This window comes from Streptosporangium heterodermiicola, assembly GCF_051390675.1.
GTDB lineage: Bacteria > Actinomycetota > Actinomycetes > Streptosporangiales > Streptosporangiaceae > Streptosporangium.
On record NZ_JBPJSR010000009.1, the window covers coordinates 229,147 to 244,826 of the forward strand.

Genomic DNA, 15,680 nt, shown 5'->3' on the forward strand with positions numbered 1-15,680 from the left:
AGACCATGGGCAATCCCTGCGCCGTCATCGGTGTCGGCCAGACCCACTACACGACCAAGCGGCGCGACGTCTCCCTCGCCGGGCTGGTCCGCGAGGCGGCGCTGCGCGCGCTGGAGGACGCGGGCCTGACCTGGAAGGACATCGACGCGGTCGTCATCGGCAAGGCGCCCGACCTGTTCGAGGGCGTGATGATGCCCGAGGCGTACCTCGCCGACGCGCTGGGCGCCGCGGGCAAGCCGATGATGCGGGTGCACACCGCCGGTTCGGTCGGCGGGTCCACCGCGCTCGTCGGCGCCTCGCTGATCCAGGGCGGCGTGCACGACCGGGTGCTGGTGGTGGCGTTCGAGAAGCAGTCGGAGTCCAACGCGACCTGGGCGCTCTCCACCCACCTGCCGTTCAGCGCCTCGCTGGTCGTCGGCGCGGGCGGCTACTTCGCCCCGCACATCCGCGAGTACATCCGCCGCTCCGGCGCCCCCGGGCACATCGGCCACCTGGTGGCCGTCAAGGACCGGCGCAACGCGCTGAAGAACCCGTACGCCCACCTGAGGATCCCCGGTATTGATCAGAAGATGGTCGAGTCGACCCCGATGCTCTGGGAGCCGATCCGCTACCTCGACACCTGCCCGTCCTCCGACGGCGCCTGCGCGATGGTCCTCGCCTCGGAGGACAGGCTCACCGGCGGCACCCCGGCCTGGGTGCTCGGCGCGGCGTCGCGCTCCGAGCCGATCTTCCGCGCGGGCCGCGACACCGTGAACCCGCAGGGCGGCAAGGACTGCGCGGCCGACGTCTACCGGCAGGCCGGGATCACCGACCCGCGCCGGGAGATCGACGTGGCGGAGGTGTACGTGCCCTTCTCCTGGTACGAGCCGATGTGGCTGGAGAACCTCGGCTTCGCCGCCGAGGGGGAGGGCTGGAAGCTCACCGAGTCCGGGGCCACCGCCCTGGACGGCGACACCCCGTGGAACGCCTCGGGCGGCGTGCTGTCGAGCAACCCGATCGGCGCCTCCGGGCTGATCCGGTTCGCCGAGGCGGCGCTCCAGGTGCGGGGGATGGCGGGGGAACACCAGGTGGACGGCGCCAGGCGGGCCCTCGGGCACGCGTACGGGGGAGGCGCGCAGTTCTTCGCGATGTGGATGGTCGGCAGCGACAAACCCTGATCCCCCAGGAGGGGTGCGAATGGAGTTCAACCACGCGGATCTGTTCGAAGGGCTCGCCGACGCGGTAGGGCACCGCACGGCCGTCGTCTGCGGTGACCGCCGCGCGACCTACGCCGAGCTGGACGCGCACGCCAACCGGCTCGCCCACTTCCTCCAGGGCAGGGGCGTGCGCCCCGGGCAGCACGTCGGGATCCACCTGTGCAACGGCGTCGAGTACGTGGCCGGGCTGCTGGCCACCCTCAAGATCCGGGCGGTGCCGGTCAACGTGAACTACCGCTACGTCGAGGCGGAGCTGCTCTACCTCTACAAGGACTCCGACATCGTGGCCCTGCTGTTCGACGTGGAGTTCGACGCCCGGGTGGCGGCCACCGCCCCGGACGCCCCCGCCCTGGAACACCTGATCGCGGTGGGGGGACCGTCCCGGGTCGAGGGCGCGGTGCCGTACGAGGCGGCGCTGGCCGGGCAGCCTGAGACGCGCGGGTTCCCCGAGCGGTCGGGCGACGATCTCTACATCATCTACACCGGCGGCACGACCGGCATGCCCAAGGGCGTGATGTGGCGTACCGAGGACCTGTTCTTCGCCTTCGGCGGCGGCAACCCCTACGGCGAGCCGCGCGCCACCCCGGGCGAGGTGGTCGAGGCGGCCGTCGCCGCGGGTGAGATGACCATGATGGCCGCGGCCCCGCTGATGCACGGCGCCGCCCAGATGGGCACCTTCATCACCTGGTGCATGGGCGGCACGATCGCGTACGTCCGCAAGTTCGACGCGGCCGAGGTGCTGCGGACGATCGAGCGGGAGAGGGTCCTCACGCTCAACATCACCGGGGACGCGATGGCCCGCCCGCTGGTCGAGGAGATCGCCACCGGCGCCTACGACCTGTCCTCGCTGTTCGTGCTGAGCTCCACCGGAGCGATCCTCAGCGGTTCGGTGCGCGAGCGGCTGGAGGAACTGCTGCCCGGCAAGATGATCGTCGACAGCTTCGGCTCCACCGAGTCCGGCTTCACCGCCTCGGCGGTCCCCGGCTCCTCGCCCGAGTCCGGGCTGCGCTACCAGGCGAACCCCCAGGCCACCATGGCCGTGCTCAACGAGGTCCTCGAACCGGTCAAGCCCGGCTCGGACGAGCTGGGCACGGTGGCGAGGAGCGGCCGCATCGCCTCCGGCTACTACAAGGACGAGGCCAAGACGGCCCGCACCTTCGTGACGGACAAGGACGGGGTCCGCTGGCTGCTCACCGGCGACATCGCCAGGGTCGAGGCGGACGGCACCATCGCGATCTTCGGCCGGGGCTCCGCCTGCATCAACACCGGCGGGGAGAAGGTCTTCCCCGAGGAGGTCGAGGCGGTGCTCAAGGGCCACCCGGCGGTCTTCGACGCGGTCGTGACCGGCATCCCGGACGAGCGGTGGGGCGACCGGGTGGCGGCGGTGATCGAGCCGCGCCCCGGCGCGGCGCCGACGGCCGAGGACCTGGAGGCCCACTGCCGGGGGAAGATCTCCGGCTACAAGGTGCCCAGGACCTTCGCCTTCGTCGACGAGATGGTCCGCTCCCCGGCGGGCAAGGCCGACTACCGCTGGGCGAGGAGGACCGCCGAGGCCGCCCGGACGAGCGGGGGCTGACCCTTCACCCGCCGTCGTCCCGTCGTGGCGGGGGCGCCTCCGGTGAGGTGCCGGTGTCCGTGAGGCGCCGGTGTCCGTGAGGCCGCCTCGCCGGAGGCGGGGCGTGAACCGCGAGGGGATCCGGTCCGTTTCAGTGGTGTGATGCGCTTCCTGCTCGCCGCCGTGCTTCTGCTCCTGACCGGCTGCTCCGCGACCACCGGGACCAGCGCCGCCGTCGAGACCACCCAGCCCGCCGTGCCCGCCACGACGGCCGGGGCCCGGCCGGGCGCCGTCGTCGTCCGGTACGTCAGCTGCGGCGGGATGACGTGCGAGGGCGGCGACGGCATGGCCGTCACCGCCGACGGGCGGGCCGTCTCGCTGCGGGACGGGGAACTCGTCGTCGTCCCGCTCCCGGAGGCCGAACTGCGCGACCTGCGGGCCGGGCTCGCCGCGTCCCTGGCCGGACGGGAGGGCACGCTCGACCGTACGGGAGGGGCCACCGACCAGCCCTTCGCCGTCGTGACCGTGGTGGACTCCGGCGGAAAGACCCATGAGACCCGGCTGGAGGGGACGCCGTCGGCGGAGGACGGGCCGATCGTCGCCGCGACCGAGCGCCTCTCGAAACTGACCGCCAGGATCCGCTCCACCGGCACCCCCGACCCCGCCGCGCCGATCACGGTGACGATGTACGAGGACCCGAGCACCCGGCCCATCAGGCGGGCGACCTGGCCCAGGGGGATCACCACGCCGATCGAGGCCGCGACCGGCGGCAACTTCGGCACCCGGACCTACCGGGGAGACGAGGCGACGACGCTGCGTGCCGCCCTGGGGAAGGCGGGGGACAACGTGACGGTGACCCCCGGAGGCAAGACCCTGATCGCCCGCTGGGAGGCGGTGCTTCCCTGATCTCGCCTCCGTGACGCGACGGGGTGTATTCACGGGCGAGCCGGTGCCGGACACCGTGGCGGGCACCGTCGGCCTTCGCGTTCTTCGGCTACCGCGCCTGCCCGGTCAGCACCCGGTGCCACATCTCCCGCGCCTCACGGACCCTCCACCGCCCGGTGAAGGCGTGCTCCGGCGGACTGCCCTGGACCACCCTGTGGATCATGTAGGCGCCGCCGCAGGAGACCAGCTCGTAGAAGACCGTCCGGCAGGAGCACGTGTGCTCCACGGCGCGGTAACGCCCCTGCGGCACCGAATCCCAGTCGAGAGCCTGGCACTCCGGGACGGCGCGTACCGGATGCGCGCTGACGCCGGGGCAGGGCCATTCGCCGCGGACGTCCTTCGGACCGCCGCTCGGGGTGCCGGGCGTCTCGTGCCCCTCTTCGAGGTGCGGAGGGCCGGGCGACGACTCCCGGCCCTCCGCCCGGCCCCGCCGCGGCCCCTGGTCACGCACCACCGCTCGCGGGGAGTGTGGCCCGACGGCACGGGCGGCTGGCCGCCGTGCCGCCGCGCCGCTCATGGGGCCGTGGCCGGCTCGGCGTAGTGCTCGCCGAGCCGTCCGGCGATCCGGCGGGCGACCCGCGGCAGGTCGTCGGCCGGGGCGTGGTCGGCGGGTTCCTCCAGGTGGTGGGTGCCCCAGCAGAGGAACATGCCCTCGCGGTCGGCCCAGACGGTCAGCGTGCCGTCGCCGATCACCAGGCGGGGCTGCCCCTCGTCGCAGGCGATGGCCGGATAGATCCGGTGATCGTGCAGCTCGGTCCGCAGGTGCTGGAGCGCGGCGACGGCACCGGGCCGCCAGGTGGCCGCGCCGAGCCGGTCGCCCCCCGGTGTGCCGTGAGACGGGATCACGTCCGCTTCCTTCCGCTCAGCATGGGACGACATCGTCGGCGTCGTCGGGCAGGAGCGCGTCGGCCAACAGCGGCAGCTCGCCTTCCAGGACGCCGGCGGCGGGGCGGGAGCGCAGGATCCGGTAGTGCCCGGCGAGCCGTTCGGCGGCGAGGGGCAGCGTCAGCCCGGAGCTGAGCAGGGGCGCGCCGGAGTCGCCGAGCCCCGGGCCGGTCCACCAGAACGTCTCGCCGTCGGTGTAGGCCAGGAGCCCGAGGAAGACGGACACGATGGCGTTGCCGGAGGCGAGCGCGTGGACGTCGGCCTCGATGCCGTAGACGTCGCCCAGGATGGCGGCCAGGTCCTCGGCGCGCTGCAGGGCGGGCGATGGTTCGGTGGTCGGCCGCACGTACTCGTGATCGGCGCTTCGGCCGGGGCAGCCATGCGCGGGGGCGTGCCCGCGGACGGCGCAGCCCATCGGCGGAGGCGACAGGTCGGCGAAGCAGCCGCAGCCGCTCGCCGTGGTCCGGTCGAGAATCGGAGCATTGGGGTTGTTCACAGGTCAGGACACCACTTCCTGATCAAGGGGTCCGTCCTGGCGCGCAATGCCATGGGCGGACTCCGCTGTTCTGGCGACGGTGAAGAACGCCAAACGGCACGTCATGTCTACGAGTAACGTTTCCAATACCGGAGGTCATGGGCCAGGTATTGGCCGTCCCCCGCTGTCCGCAGAAACTGTGGACAATGGTGGACGACCGCGAACGCGCCAGGAGCGGAAGCATGGACTCGGAAACGTTCGGCCAGACATTGCGTCGCCTGCGCGGTGACCTGTCGATACGCGACGTGGCGAACCGGGCCAAGTGTGGGAAGAGCTACGTCTCGGCATTGGAGCACGACCGCCGCACTCCCAGCCCTGCCGTCATCATCGCCCTCGACGAGGCGTTGGGCGCCCGGGGCGAACTCATCGCCGCAGCCTGCAAACCGTCAAGGCCATCCGTACTGGAGCGGGCCGAGGAGTTGCGCCGAGGCATGACCGACGTACTGGCCAGTGGAGGGATGAGCGACGCCGGTATCGAGGACTGGGAGCGCGTTGTCGCCCGTTACGGACGGGCGACCAGGTATCGGCCCGAGGCTGATCTTCTCGCTGACCTGCTGAGCGATTTCTCTGACCTACTCCAGGTGCTGGAGCATCGCCACCCTGCGGCGGTTCGGCGCAAGCTCAGTGTGGTCGCAGCACACCTGTCGGGGCTTGTGGCGTTGACACTGCTCAAGTTGGGAGATGACCGGTCGCGCGACTGGTGGCGGACCGGCCGAGCAGCTGCTGCTGCAGCGGAGGATCGGGCGGCGCAGTCGTGGATGTATGCGCAGGAGTCCTACGCTCTTTACTACGACGGGGACATGATCGGCGCGATCGAGCTGGCGCAGCGGGCGCAGAGCGTCGCCGAGGGGGAGCCGTATGTGGGGGCTGCCCTGGCTGCGCCGCTGGAAGCCCGAGCGCATGCCGCGCTGAGGCGCGGGGACGCTGCGGACCACGCGCTACGGCGGGCGGAAGAAGCGCTGGAGCGTCTTGACCCCGAGCTCGCCACGGCGTCGGCCTTCGGCTACAGCGAGTCTCAGCTGCGATTCCATGCCGGGAACACGTGGACGCACCTGCGGCAGAGTGGCCGAGCCTGGCAGGAGCAGCAGCGGGCGCTGGAGCTGTACTCCGAGGAAGAGCACACGGATCGCACGCTGATCCACCTCGATTGGGCACTGTGCCTGGCGCATGACGGAGATACGGCGGCAGCGGCGGCGCACGCCACCACCGCTCTCGTCGCTCTGCCTCATGAGCACCGCAGCCACTTGATCATTGAGCGTGCCCGACATTTGACCAATAGTGTGCCTGCATCACGATTGAAGTTGTCGGAGGTGCGGGCGCTCAAGGAGGTCCTCGCGTTGCCCGCCGACCGCGATGTGGAGGACTGAAGAGCTGATGACGCTCACGATCGAACAGGCCCGGCCGGAAGACGCGACCCTTATCTCGGAGCTGATCGAAGAGATCGAGATCCACTACGGGGTGAGCGACATCTCGCCCGAGGAGGAACGCGTTCGGCAGATCGAAACTCTGCTCTTCGGTGAATTCCCGGTCGCATGGGTGCTGCTGGCCCGAGACGAAGATCAGGTGGTGGGAATGGCCTCCTACTCGTTTCTCTGGCCAGCTGCCGGGGCGTCACACTCGCTGTTCCTGAAGGAGCTGTTCGTCCGGGAGTCGGCTCGGCGCCAAGGTGTGGCCCGTTTCCTCATGGAGCGCGTGCGGCAGATCGCCACGAAGAGCGGTTGCAGCAGGGTCGAATGGCAGACCGAGCGCGGCAACACCGATGCGCGGCGCTTCTATGAGGCGATAGGTGTGCCGATTCACGACGGGAAGATTTTCTATCGCATCAATACGTAGCGGTGCTGTCGCACGTAGGCGCGCTGGCATACGTCAGAAAGTGGCGGATTCCGCCGTACCGGCAGGTGGCCAACATCTCGCGCAAACGGATCGCCTTGGGGGAATCCCTATTGGCTTGGCCGCCACATCCCGAGGATGGTCAAGTTGGAGAACGAGTTGGACGTCGCGCGTGACATCCCGTGCGAAGTCACCCGGTTCGACCCGGCAAGCCGCTGATGCCGACGTAAGAACATCGAACGTATTCGGCGCCGGCTCGCCGCGCTGCGATGGCGGGTTCGCCGGGCGCGGCTCCCGGGGCGGCCTTGGGGAGGTCGGAGGTAATTTGGTCAGCCGACGCGACGGCCGTTGCTAGACGCGTCGATCGAGGGCGCGGGCATGGCCGGGTCGGCCAGGGGCAGGCGGACGACGAAGCAGGCGCCGCCCAGCGTGGAGTCCTCGATGTGGATCGTGCCGGAGTGGGAGGTGACGATGTCGCGGGCGATCGTCAGGCCCAGGCCGGTGCCGCCGAGGTCGCGTGAGCGGGCCTCGTCCAGCCGGATGAACCGGTCGAAGACGCGCTGCCTGTCGGCTTCGGGGATGCCTCGCCCGTCGTCGGCGACGGTCAGGATGGCGCAGTCGGAATCGTGGCTCAGCTCGACCTCCACGACGTGGTCGGCGTGGCGCTGGGCGTTGTCGAGCAACTCGGCGAGCATCCGGTTGATCTTCTCCGGAGCGGCGCCCACCAGGATTCTCGGCCGGCACCGCAGGCTGATCTTGTGTTCGTCCTTCCGCCGGTAGACCTGCCTCTGAACGATCTTGGCCAGGTCGACCGCCTTGTATTCGCCGATGCTCGTGCTCGCCTCCAGCTCCGTCAGGATGAACAGGTCGGTCACGATCGCCTGTAGCCGGTCGACGTTGCTCAGCGCGTGCGAGAGAAGGTTTTCCAGGTCGGTGTTCTGGGGGTTGCGCGCGGCCTCTTCCAGCGAGACGCGCAGGCCCGCGATGGGAGTACGCAGCTCGTGGGAGGCGTCGGCGGCGAACCGGCGCTGCCGGCGGATCTCACGGCTCAGCCGGCAGCGCATGCCGGTTATGGTGTCTTCGAGCTTGTCCAACTCCGCGACGCATTCACGTAGATCGGTCATATCCGGATTTCTCCTGCCCCTGACCTGTTTCGGGCGATCGAGACCTTGGGTTTTCCTCCGCACCGGCGTGGCGTCCGGGACGCGGTGACGCTCGGTCGACGTCTCACCCATCTGGATGATCACTTTGGCTCGGAGATCTCCCTGCGGGAAGCGTGAAACCTCCGCTACCTGGTCATTCGATCCCGCGGTGCCCCACGGTTGCCATCGGCCGCCCATGTGATTTTCCCGGCCTCCGAACCGGGACCGTCCTCGCCGGTCATCGAGGGCGTGGCCGACGAGGGGCGAGCGGATCCGCGCCGGGTGGCCACTGTGATGGAAAGCGCTTACCGTAGGAGAGTGGGCCTGGTGTGGCAGGCTCCGCTGAGGAAAGGCTTCCATCTTGATCCACTCAATCGACCCCAGGACCGGCGAGTCCGTCGGCGATCCCTTCCCGCTGACCTCGGACGACGAGGTGGACGCGATCGTCGGGGCGGCTCTCGCGGCCGGGGCCGGCTGGCGTACGGCGGACCGGGCGGCGGCGCTCGACGCGGTCGCGGCGGCGCTGGAGGCGAACGTCGAGGAGCTCTGGCGGGCGGCCGACGAGGAGACCGCGCTCGGGGAGACCCGGCTGCGCGGGGAGGTGGGACGGGCCGCCGGCCAGTTCCGGCTCTTCGCCCAGGTGCTGCGGGACGGCGGGCACGTGGAGGCGGTGATCGACCACGCGACGGCCCGGCCGCCGGTCCCCGACCTGCGGCGGATGAACCACCCGCTGCCCGGTGTGGCCGGGGTCTTCGCGGCGAGCAACTTCCCGTTCGCCTTCTCGGTCGCGGGCGGTGACACGGCCTCGGCGCTGGCCGCCGGATGCCCGGTGGTGGTCAAGGCCCACGACGGGCATCCGGCCACGTCGGAGCTGTCGTGGCAGATCATCCAGCGCGCCCTCCCCGACCCGGCCCTGCTCGGCCTGGTCCGCGGGCTCGACGCGGGGAAGCGGCTGGCCGGGCACCCGTCCGTGGCGGCCGTCGGGTTCACCGGCTCCATCCCCGGGGGCAGGGCCATCCAGGCGCTCATCGCCGAGCGTCCCGACCCCATCCCGTTCTACGGCGAGCTGGGCAGCGTCAACCCCGTCGTCGTGCTGCCCTCGGCCGCCCGCGACGGCCTCGCCCAGGGGTTCGCCGCCTCGCTCACCCTCGGCACCGGCCAGTTCTGCACCAACCCCGGCCTGGTGTTCGTCCCCGACGACACCGAGCTCCTGGTCTCCGTCTCCGAGGCGGTCTCCGAGACCGTGGGCGGGCCGATGCTCACCGAGCGGATGCGGGGCGGCTACCTGCGCGGGCTGGCCAGGCTCGGCAAGCTCACCCCGCTCGCCGAGGGGCGGCCGGGCGAGGGGGCGTTCGCGGTGACCCCGCAGGTGTTCGTCACCGACCTGGCGACGTTCGCCGCGGACCTGCCCGACCTCGTGGAGGAGTGCTTCGGCCCGGCCGCCCTCGTGGTCGTCTACACCGACCCCGCGGACCTGCCTCCCATACTGGAGAGGCTGGACGGCTCGCTGACCGCGACGATCCACGCGACCGACCCCGCCGAGGCGCACGGGAGCGCCGAGGTGCTGCTCAGGAAGGCGGGACGGCTGATCTGGAACGGCTGGCCGACCGGGGTGGCGGTCCGCTGGGCCATGCACCACGGCGGTCCCTGGCCCGCGAGCACGGCCGCCGCCCACACCTCGGTCGGCGCCGCCGCGATCCGCAGGTGGCTGGTGCCGACCGCCTACCAGGACTGGCCGGCCCAGCTCCTGCCGCCCGAGCTGCGCGACGACAACCCGCTGGGCATCCCCCGCCGGGTCGACGGGGTCCTCGTCGAGGGCCGCGCCTGACATCCCGCCGATCTCCGGGCACGCCGGAGATCGGCTTCGCGCCACCCTGTTTTCGGCTTGCCCCTAACTCCCTATTAAAACGTAATAACAAAAAGAGTCTTGCCTGGGTGGCCTTCTGTCGGAAATGTCGCGTTAATCAACTATTGACGGTCCGGAAACGCTGATCTACTGTCCAGTCAGCTTTAAATCGATTTACTCCGTCTTGGTTCGCCCTGCCTTTTCGCCCCCCACGGATCGCAAGGAGACGGCATGCCATTCCCCTCCCTCCACCCCGGCCGGTTACGCACACTCCTGTGGACACTGGCCCTCTGCGCGCTGGTGGCGGGGCTGCTGCCCGCCGTCGCCGCCCCGGCGCGGGCCGCCGCCCCGGTCGGGCTCGCCGGGGCCAACTGGATCTGGTCCCCCGGCGGGGACGCGCGGCAGTCCGTCCCCGCGGGCACCCGCTACCTGCGTCGTACCTTCACCGTCCCGGCGGGCGCCGTCACCGAGGCGCAGTTCGTCGCGACCGGGGACGACACCCTCGACGTCTGGCTCAACGGGGTCCCGCTGGCGACCTCGCCCAGGGCCGAGCACTCCTGGCGGCGGGCGCTCTACGTCGACCTCGCCGCGGCCGTCCGCTCCGGCGCCAACACCCTCGCCGTGGCGGCCCGCAACACCACGGCCGGAGCGGCCGGGGTGATCGGCAGGCTGCGGGTCGTCACCGCCGGTGGCACGGTGGAGCTGGTCACCGACGGCGCGTGGAAGGCCGCCGAGACGGTCACCCCCGGCTGGACCGAGCCCGGGTTCGCCGACTCCTCCTGGCCCGCCGTCGCGGTCTCCGGGGCGTACGGCGTCACCCCCTGGAACAGCGACGTCGTCGCCCCCGACCTCGCCGCCGCCTCGCCGCTCACGGTCGCCGCGCCCGTCACCGAGCGCCGTGTCGCCCCGATCGGCGTCGACACCGCCAGGCCCCGGTTCGGCTGGCAGCTCACCTCCGCCGCCCCCGGGCAGATCCAGGCGGCGTACCAGATCATCGTCGCCTCGACGGAGGCCCGCGCGCAGGCCGGTACCGGCGACGTGTGGGACAGCGGGCGCGTCGTGTCAGGCAAGTCGGTGGACGCGGTCTACGGGGGCGGCGCGCTGGCCTCCCAGACCCGCTACCACTGGCGGGTACGGGTCTGGGACACCCAGGGCCGCGCCACCGGGTGGGGCCCGGCGCACTGGTTCGAGACCGGCCTGCTCGCCCCGGCTACGGAGTGGCGGGCGGCCTTCGTCGGCGCGCCCGGCAGCGCTCCCAGCCTGTCCGGCGCGAGCTGGATCTGGTACCCGGAGGGCGACCCGGCGGCGAGCGCGCCGCAGGCCACCCGGTTCCTGCGCCGCCAGTTCACGCTGCCCTCGGGGGCGATCACCCGCGCCAGGCTCACCGTCACCGGCGACGACACCGCCGACGTGTGGGCCAACGGCGTCCAGGTCAGTACCTCGGCCCGCGCCACCGACTCCTGGAAGTCCGCCGCGGTCGTCGACCTCGCCTCCCGGCTCCAGGCCGGGACCAACACGCTGGCCGTCTCCACCCAGAACACCACCGTCTCCCCGGCCGGGGCGATCGCCGCGCTGGAGGTCGTCGTCGGCGGCGCCACCACGCGGATCGTCACCGACGCGGCGTGGAAGGCCTCGCAGAGCGGCCCGTCGGGCTGGGAACAGCCGGGCTTCTCCGACGCCTCCTGGCCCGCGGCCCGGGTCGTCGCGGCCTACGGCTCCGGGCCGTGGGCCTCGAACGTCACGGCCGCCGAGGCGGCGCCGTACCTCAGGAAGGGGTTCTCGCTCGGCAAGCCGGTGGCCGAGGCGCGGCTGCTGGTGACCGCGCTGGGCCTGCACGAGACCCGGATCAACGGCACGAGGGTCGGCCAGGAGGTCCTCGCCCCCGGCTGGACCGACTACAACAAGCGCCTGACCTACCGCGCCTTCGACGTGACCTCGCTGGTCCGCCAGGGTGACAACGCCGTCGGCGCGCAGATCGGCCGGGGCTGGTACGCCGGATCGCTCGGCTTCGCCGGAAGCCAGAGGTACGGCACCCAGCCGTGGTACTCGGCGCAGCTGCGGGTCCGCTTCACCGACGGCACCGAGACCACCGTGCTGACCGACTCCTCGTGGCGCACCGCGCCGGGGCCGATCACCGCCGACGACCTCTACCACGGCGAGGAGTACGACGCCCGCGCCACCCGGACGGGCTGGGACGCCTCCGGGTTCGACGACTCCGGCTGGAGCGCGGTGCGGGTGCGCGGGGAGGCCAAACCCACCCTCGTGTCGGCCGTCGACCCGGGCGTGGTCGTGCAGCAGGACATCGCCGCGCGGTCGGTGACCCAGCCGAGACCCGGCGTGTGGGTGGTCGACCTGGGGCAGAACTTCACCGGCTGGAACCGGTTGCGGGTGCGCGGCCCGGCGGGCACCACGGTGACCATGCGGCACGCCGAGGTGCTCAACGCCGACGGCACGATCTACACCGCCAACCTGCGCGCCGCCCGGCAGACCGACAGGTTCACCCTCGCCGGGACCGGCGCGGACGAGGTGTACGAGCCGAGGTTCACCGTGCACGGCTACCGGTACGTGGAGCTGACCGGCTTCCCCGGCACGCCGACCACCGCGAGCCTCACCGGCCGGGCCGCCTGGACCGGCGGCGCGCCGACCGGCGTCTTCGACTCCTCCAGCGCGCTGGTCGACGGGCTCCAGCGCAACATCCTGTGGGGCGCCCGCTCCAACATGCTGTCGGTGCCCACCGACTGCCCGCAGCGCGACGAGCGGCTCGGCTGGACCGGGGACATCGCGATCTTCGCGCAGACCTCGACGTTCAACTTCGACGTCCACGGCCTGCTGGACAAGTTCTCCGACGACCTGACCGACGCGCAGCGCGCGGACGGCGCCTTCACCGACGTGGTCCCCGACGTCTGCTGCGGCGCGGGCAAGGCGGGCTGGGCGGACGCGGGCGTCATCGTTCCGTACACGCTGTGGCAGCGGTACGGTGACCTGCGCGTCGTCGACGAGCACTACGCGGGGATGAGGCGCTGGGTCGACTACTCGCGCTCCACCTCGGGCTCCGACCTGATCCGCAACCAGGACACCTACGGCGACTGGCTGAACGTCAACGACAACACGGCGAACGACCTGATCTCCACCGCGTACTTCGGCCACAGCGCCCGGCTGCTGTCGCGGATGGCCGCGGCCACCGGGCGGACCGCCGACGCCGCCTCCTACGGCACCCTGGCCGACCAGGTGGCCCAGGCGTTCACCTCCAGGTTCGTCGCGGCGGACGGCACGGTGTCGGGCAACACGCAGACCGGGTACGTGCTGGCGCTGTCGTTCGGGATGGTGCCGCAGAACCGGGCCCAGGCGGTCGCGGACAAGCTCGCCGCGAAGGTGGCCTCGCGGGACGGCCACCTGAGCGTGGGCTTCCTGGGCGTGGAGAACCTGCTGCCCGTGCTGGCCGACCACGGTCATCTCGGCACCGCGTACCAGATCCTGCTGCAGCCCGGCTACCCCGGCTGGGGATACATGAGCGGCAGGGGAGCCACCACCATCTGGGAGCGCTGGGACGGCATCCGCACCGACGGCTCCTTCCAGGACCCGGGGATGAACTCCTTCAACCACTACGGCCTCGGCTCGGTGGGCGACTGGCTGTACCGGACGGTGGGCGGCCTCGGCCCGGACACCGGCGACCCCGGCTACCGCCGGATCACGATCGCGCCACGCCCCGGCGGCGGGCTCACCTCGGGCAAGGCCGACCTGCGGACGCCGTACGGCAGGGCGCTCAGCGACTGGTCGATCGGTGGCGGGACGCTGACGCTGCGGGTGGAGATCCCGGCGAACGCCACGGCCACCGTCCGGGTCCCCTCGGCCTCGGCCGCGGCGGTCACCGGCCCGCCGGAGGCGGTGCCCATGGGCTACGAGGGCGGCGCGGCCGTCTTCCGGCTCGGCGCCGGTTCGTACACCTTCACGGCGCCCGCCTGACGCAAGGCTCGTACGTCTTCACGGCGCCTGAGGGCCCCGGGAAGCCGGGGCCCGGCATGGGCGACCCGGGTGGCTCGTCGTTCGCGAGCCACCCGGGTCCGCCGGGTCCCGCGGTGGCCCCGGAGGTGTCCAGGGGCCCTTCGGACACCTCCGGGTGTCTCGGGTGCCCCTCGACGTCCCCGGGATCCGCCGGATCTCCGGGGGCCACCGGGTGTCCGTTCGAATCCGCCGGGGTTCGTCAGGGGACCCGGACGCCACCGCGGGCCGTCCGGGGGCGTGCGGCGGCCCTGGATCTCATCGGACCGCCGCACGCTCGCTTCCGGCCTCCCCACACTCGTGCGCGGTGGTCCTCAGCGGGACCTCCCGCGCGCTCGTGTGCGGTCGGCGGGGATCTCCCGCACGCTCACGCGCGGCCGTCCTCAGTGGATCTCGCCCACGCCCGCGTGCCGGGAGACCGAGCGGTCCACCGTCCGGGCCGGTTCGATCGCCGTGTGCAGGACGGGGGTCCAGCCCGCGTCCGTGCCGAGGTCGGGGTCGTAGGCGGCGTTGTGCGCGGCGACGAGGTCGATCGGGGTGACCCTGCCGCCGACGCGGAGCACGTTCTCCCTGGCGGTGAGGGTGGTGCCGCCCCAGTTGTAGAGGAGGTCGGCCGGGGCGACCGCCCGGCCCAGCCGGAAGAAGTTGTTCTCCGCGAAGATCTGCGACTGCACCCCCACACCGAGGGCGTACTCGAAGGTCGAGGCGTCGGGGATCTCGTAGTAGTTGTTGTAGACGTGCACCTGGCCGAAGCGCACGCGCGGGAGCCGCTGGAGCACGTCGTCGAAGTGGTTGTGGTGGACGGTGACCTTCAGCTTGCCCGTGTCGTTCGCCGGGTTGTTGGTCGAGCCGATCAGCATCGTCTTGTCGTGGCCGGAGAAGCGGTTCCAGGAGGCCGTGACGAGGTTGGCGGCGTTGGTGATGTCGAGCTGCCCGTCGTGCACCTGGTAGGGCCTGCCGAAGTATCTCGGCTGGTTCGAGTCCGGGTTGTCGCCGTCGGTGAAGGTGTTGTGGTCCACCCACACGTGCGTCGAGCCGGTCACCGAGATGTTGTCGTAGAGGGAGTTCCAGTTGCCCTCGGCGCCGTCGGTCGGGTCCCACTTCGGGAAGCAGTCGGCGGTGTCCTCGAAGAGGACGTTGCGGATGATGACGTTGTCGGCCTTGTCGACGTGCAGGTTGACGCCCCGGATGCGCGCGTTCTTGCCGAGGCCGACGATGGTGGTGTTCGAGCCGACCTTGAACTTGATGTTGGCGGTCTGCCTGGCGGCCGAGGCGACCCGCGCGTCCTCCAGCGGGCCCGAGGGCACGGCCGCCCTGCCCCACACCGCGGGGTCGTACGCGGCGAGGTAGGCCTCCAGCGTGTAGCCGCCGGTCGCGTAGTCGGCGCAGGTCCTGTCGGTGTCGACCGTCCCCTTCACGTAGATGATCTTCGGTGAGGGGGCGGCGAGCGCGGTGGCCAGCTCGGTGCGGGTGGAGACGGTGTGCACGTTCGACGCGGGCGCGGCGGCGCCGCCGGTGGTGCCGGTGCCCTCGGCGGCCCAGCCGTCGTTCGCGGGCAGGGTCTGCCGGCCCAGGTCCGGCTTGCGGCCGGAGGTCTCCGAAGAGGCCCCCGGGAGGGCGACGGCGGACGCGGGCGGGGCGGCGAGGATCGCCAGGGACAGCAGGGTGGTGAGCGCGACGGCTCGTTTCACGGGAATTCCTCCGCTGGTCAGGTCGGGAGGGAGGCTCCGTACGGCCCCCGAGAGCC

12 protein-coding genes are annotated in these 15,680 nt (G+C 71.7%); 7 read left to right on the forward strand and 5 right to left on the reverse strand.

Annotation, left to right across the window (positions count from 1 at the left end; all coding sequences use genetic code 11):
* Positions 1-5 precede the first annotated feature (5 nt).
* The 3 genes from ACSC1Q_RS21235 (at position 6) to ACSC1Q_RS21245 (ending at position 3,657) form a co-directional block, all read left to right on the forward strand.
* Entirely contained in the window at positions 6-1,157 is a 1,152-nt protein-coding gene (locus ACSC1Q_RS21235) for a thiolase family protein (RefSeq protein ID WP_436760431.1), read from the forward strand.
* 19 nt (positions 1,158-1,176) lie between these two features.
* Positions 1,177-2,772 (forward strand): acyl-CoA synthetase, encoded by a 1,596-nt coding sequence (locus ACSC1Q_RS21240; protein WP_436760432.1) that lies wholly within the window; start codon positions 1,177-1,179, stop codon positions 2,770-2,772.
* Between the two features lie 141 nt (positions 2,773-2,913).
* Positions 2,914-3,657: a hypothetical protein gene (locus ACSC1Q_RS21245; protein WP_436760433.1), complete on the forward strand. Its 744-nt coding sequence runs from the start codon at positions 2,914-2,916 to the stop codon at positions 3,655-3,657.
* Between the two features lie 88 nt (positions 3,658-3,745).
* Here ACSC1Q_RS21245 and ACSC1Q_RS21250 read toward each other — a convergent pair whose 3' ends face one another.
* From ACSC1Q_RS21250 to ACSC1Q_RS21260, 3 genes are read right to left on the reverse strand one after another with little or no spacing between them, the layout of a single operon-like run.
* Positions 3,746-4,150, reverse strand: a complete 405-nt coding sequence (locus tag ACSC1Q_RS21250) for a hypothetical protein (protein ID WP_436760434.1) — start codon at positions 4,148-4,150, stop codon at positions 3,746-3,748.
* Between the two features lie 59 nt (positions 4,151-4,209).
* Complete coding sequence (locus ACSC1Q_RS21255; RefSeq protein ID WP_436760435.1) at positions 4,210-4,542, reverse strand: hypothetical protein; 333 nt, start codon at positions 4,540-4,542, stop codon at positions 4,210-4,212.
* A 16-nt stretch (positions 4,543-4,558) separates the two neighbouring features.
* Positions 4,559-5,077 (reverse strand): hypothetical protein, encoded by a 519-nt coding sequence (locus tag ACSC1Q_RS21260; RefSeq protein ID WP_436760436.1) that lies wholly within the window; start codon positions 5,075-5,077, stop codon positions 4,559-4,561.
* Between the two features lie 221 nt (positions 5,078-5,298).
* Here ACSC1Q_RS21260 and ACSC1Q_RS21265 point away from each other — a divergent pair, with 221 nt between their 5' ends.
* Positions 5,299-6,483 (forward strand): helix-turn-helix domain-containing protein, encoded by a 1,185-nt coding sequence (locus ACSC1Q_RS21265; protein WP_436760437.1) that lies wholly within the window; start codon positions 5,299-5,301, stop codon positions 6,481-6,483.
* Between the two features lie 7 nt (positions 6,484-6,490).
* Entirely contained in the window at positions 6,491-6,949 is a 459-nt protein-coding gene (locus ACSC1Q_RS21270; protein WP_436760438.1) for a GNAT family N-acetyltransferase, read from the forward strand.
* A 326-nt stretch (positions 6,950-7,275) separates the two neighbouring features.
* Here ACSC1Q_RS21270 and ACSC1Q_RS21275 read toward each other — a convergent pair whose 3' ends face one another.
* A complete protein-coding gene (locus ACSC1Q_RS21275; protein ID WP_436760439.1) occupies positions 7,276-8,070 on the reverse strand; it encodes a sensor histidine kinase in 795 nt (264 codons plus the stop codon).
* Between the two features lie 379 nt (positions 8,071-8,449).
* On the opposite strand from ACSC1Q_RS21275, the gene ACSC1Q_RS21280 reads away from it, so the two are divergent.
* Both ACSC1Q_RS21280 and ACSC1Q_RS21285 read left to right on the forward strand, forming a co-directional pair.
* Positions 8,450-9,916 (forward strand): aldehyde dehydrogenase (NADP(+)), encoded by a 1,467-nt coding sequence (locus tag ACSC1Q_RS21280; RefSeq protein WP_436760440.1) that lies wholly within the window; start codon positions 8,450-8,452, stop codon positions 9,914-9,916.
* A 249-nt stretch (positions 9,917-10,165) separates the two neighbouring features.
* Positions 10,166-13,897 carry a family 78 glycoside hydrolase catalytic domain gene (locus ACSC1Q_RS21285; RefSeq protein ID WP_436760441.1) on the forward strand — a complete coding sequence of 1,244 codons (3,732 nt, stop codon included), beginning with the start codon at positions 10,166-10,168 and terminating at the stop codon, positions 13,895-13,897.
* A 419-nt stretch (positions 13,898-14,316) separates the two neighbouring features.
* Here the strand turns inward: ACSC1Q_RS21285 and ACSC1Q_RS21290 are convergent, their stop codons facing one another.
* Positions 14,317-15,624, reverse strand: coding sequence for a pectate lyase family protein (locus tag ACSC1Q_RS21290; RefSeq protein WP_436760442.1), 1,308 nt, complete (start codon positions 15,622-15,624; stop codon positions 14,317-14,319).
* Positions 15,625-15,680: the final 56 nt, after the last annotated feature.

Excerpts from the sequence above, each read along its gene's own strand:
- ACSC1Q_RS21235 (WP_436760431.1), top strand. The coding sequence starts at position 6 with ATGGGCAATCCCTGCGCCGTCATCGGTGTCGGCCAGACCCACTACACG.
- ACSC1Q_RS21240 (WP_436760432.1), top strand. The coding sequence starts at position 1,177 with ATGGAGTTCAACCACGCGGATCTGTTCGAAGGGCTCGCCGACGCGGTA.
- ACSC1Q_RS21245 (WP_436760433.1), top strand. The coding sequence starts at position 2,914 with ATGCGCTTCCTGCTCGCCGCCGTGCTTCTGCTCCTGACCGGCTGCTCC.
- ACSC1Q_RS21265 (WP_436760437.1), top strand. The coding sequence starts at position 5,299 with ATGGACTCGGAAACGTTCGGCCAGACATTGCGTCGCCTGCGCGGTGAC.
- ACSC1Q_RS21270 (WP_436760438.1), top strand. The coding sequence starts at position 6,491 with ATGACGCTCACGATCGAACAGGCCCGGCCGGAAGACGCGACCCTTATC.
- ACSC1Q_RS21275 (WP_436760439.1), bottom strand. The coding sequence starts at position 8,070 with ATGACCGATCTACGTGAATGCGTCGCGGAGTTGGACAAGCTCGAAGAC.
- ACSC1Q_RS21285 (WP_436760441.1), top strand. The coding sequence starts at position 10,166 with ATGCCATTCCCCTCCCTCCACCCCGGCCGGTTACGCACACTCCTGTGG.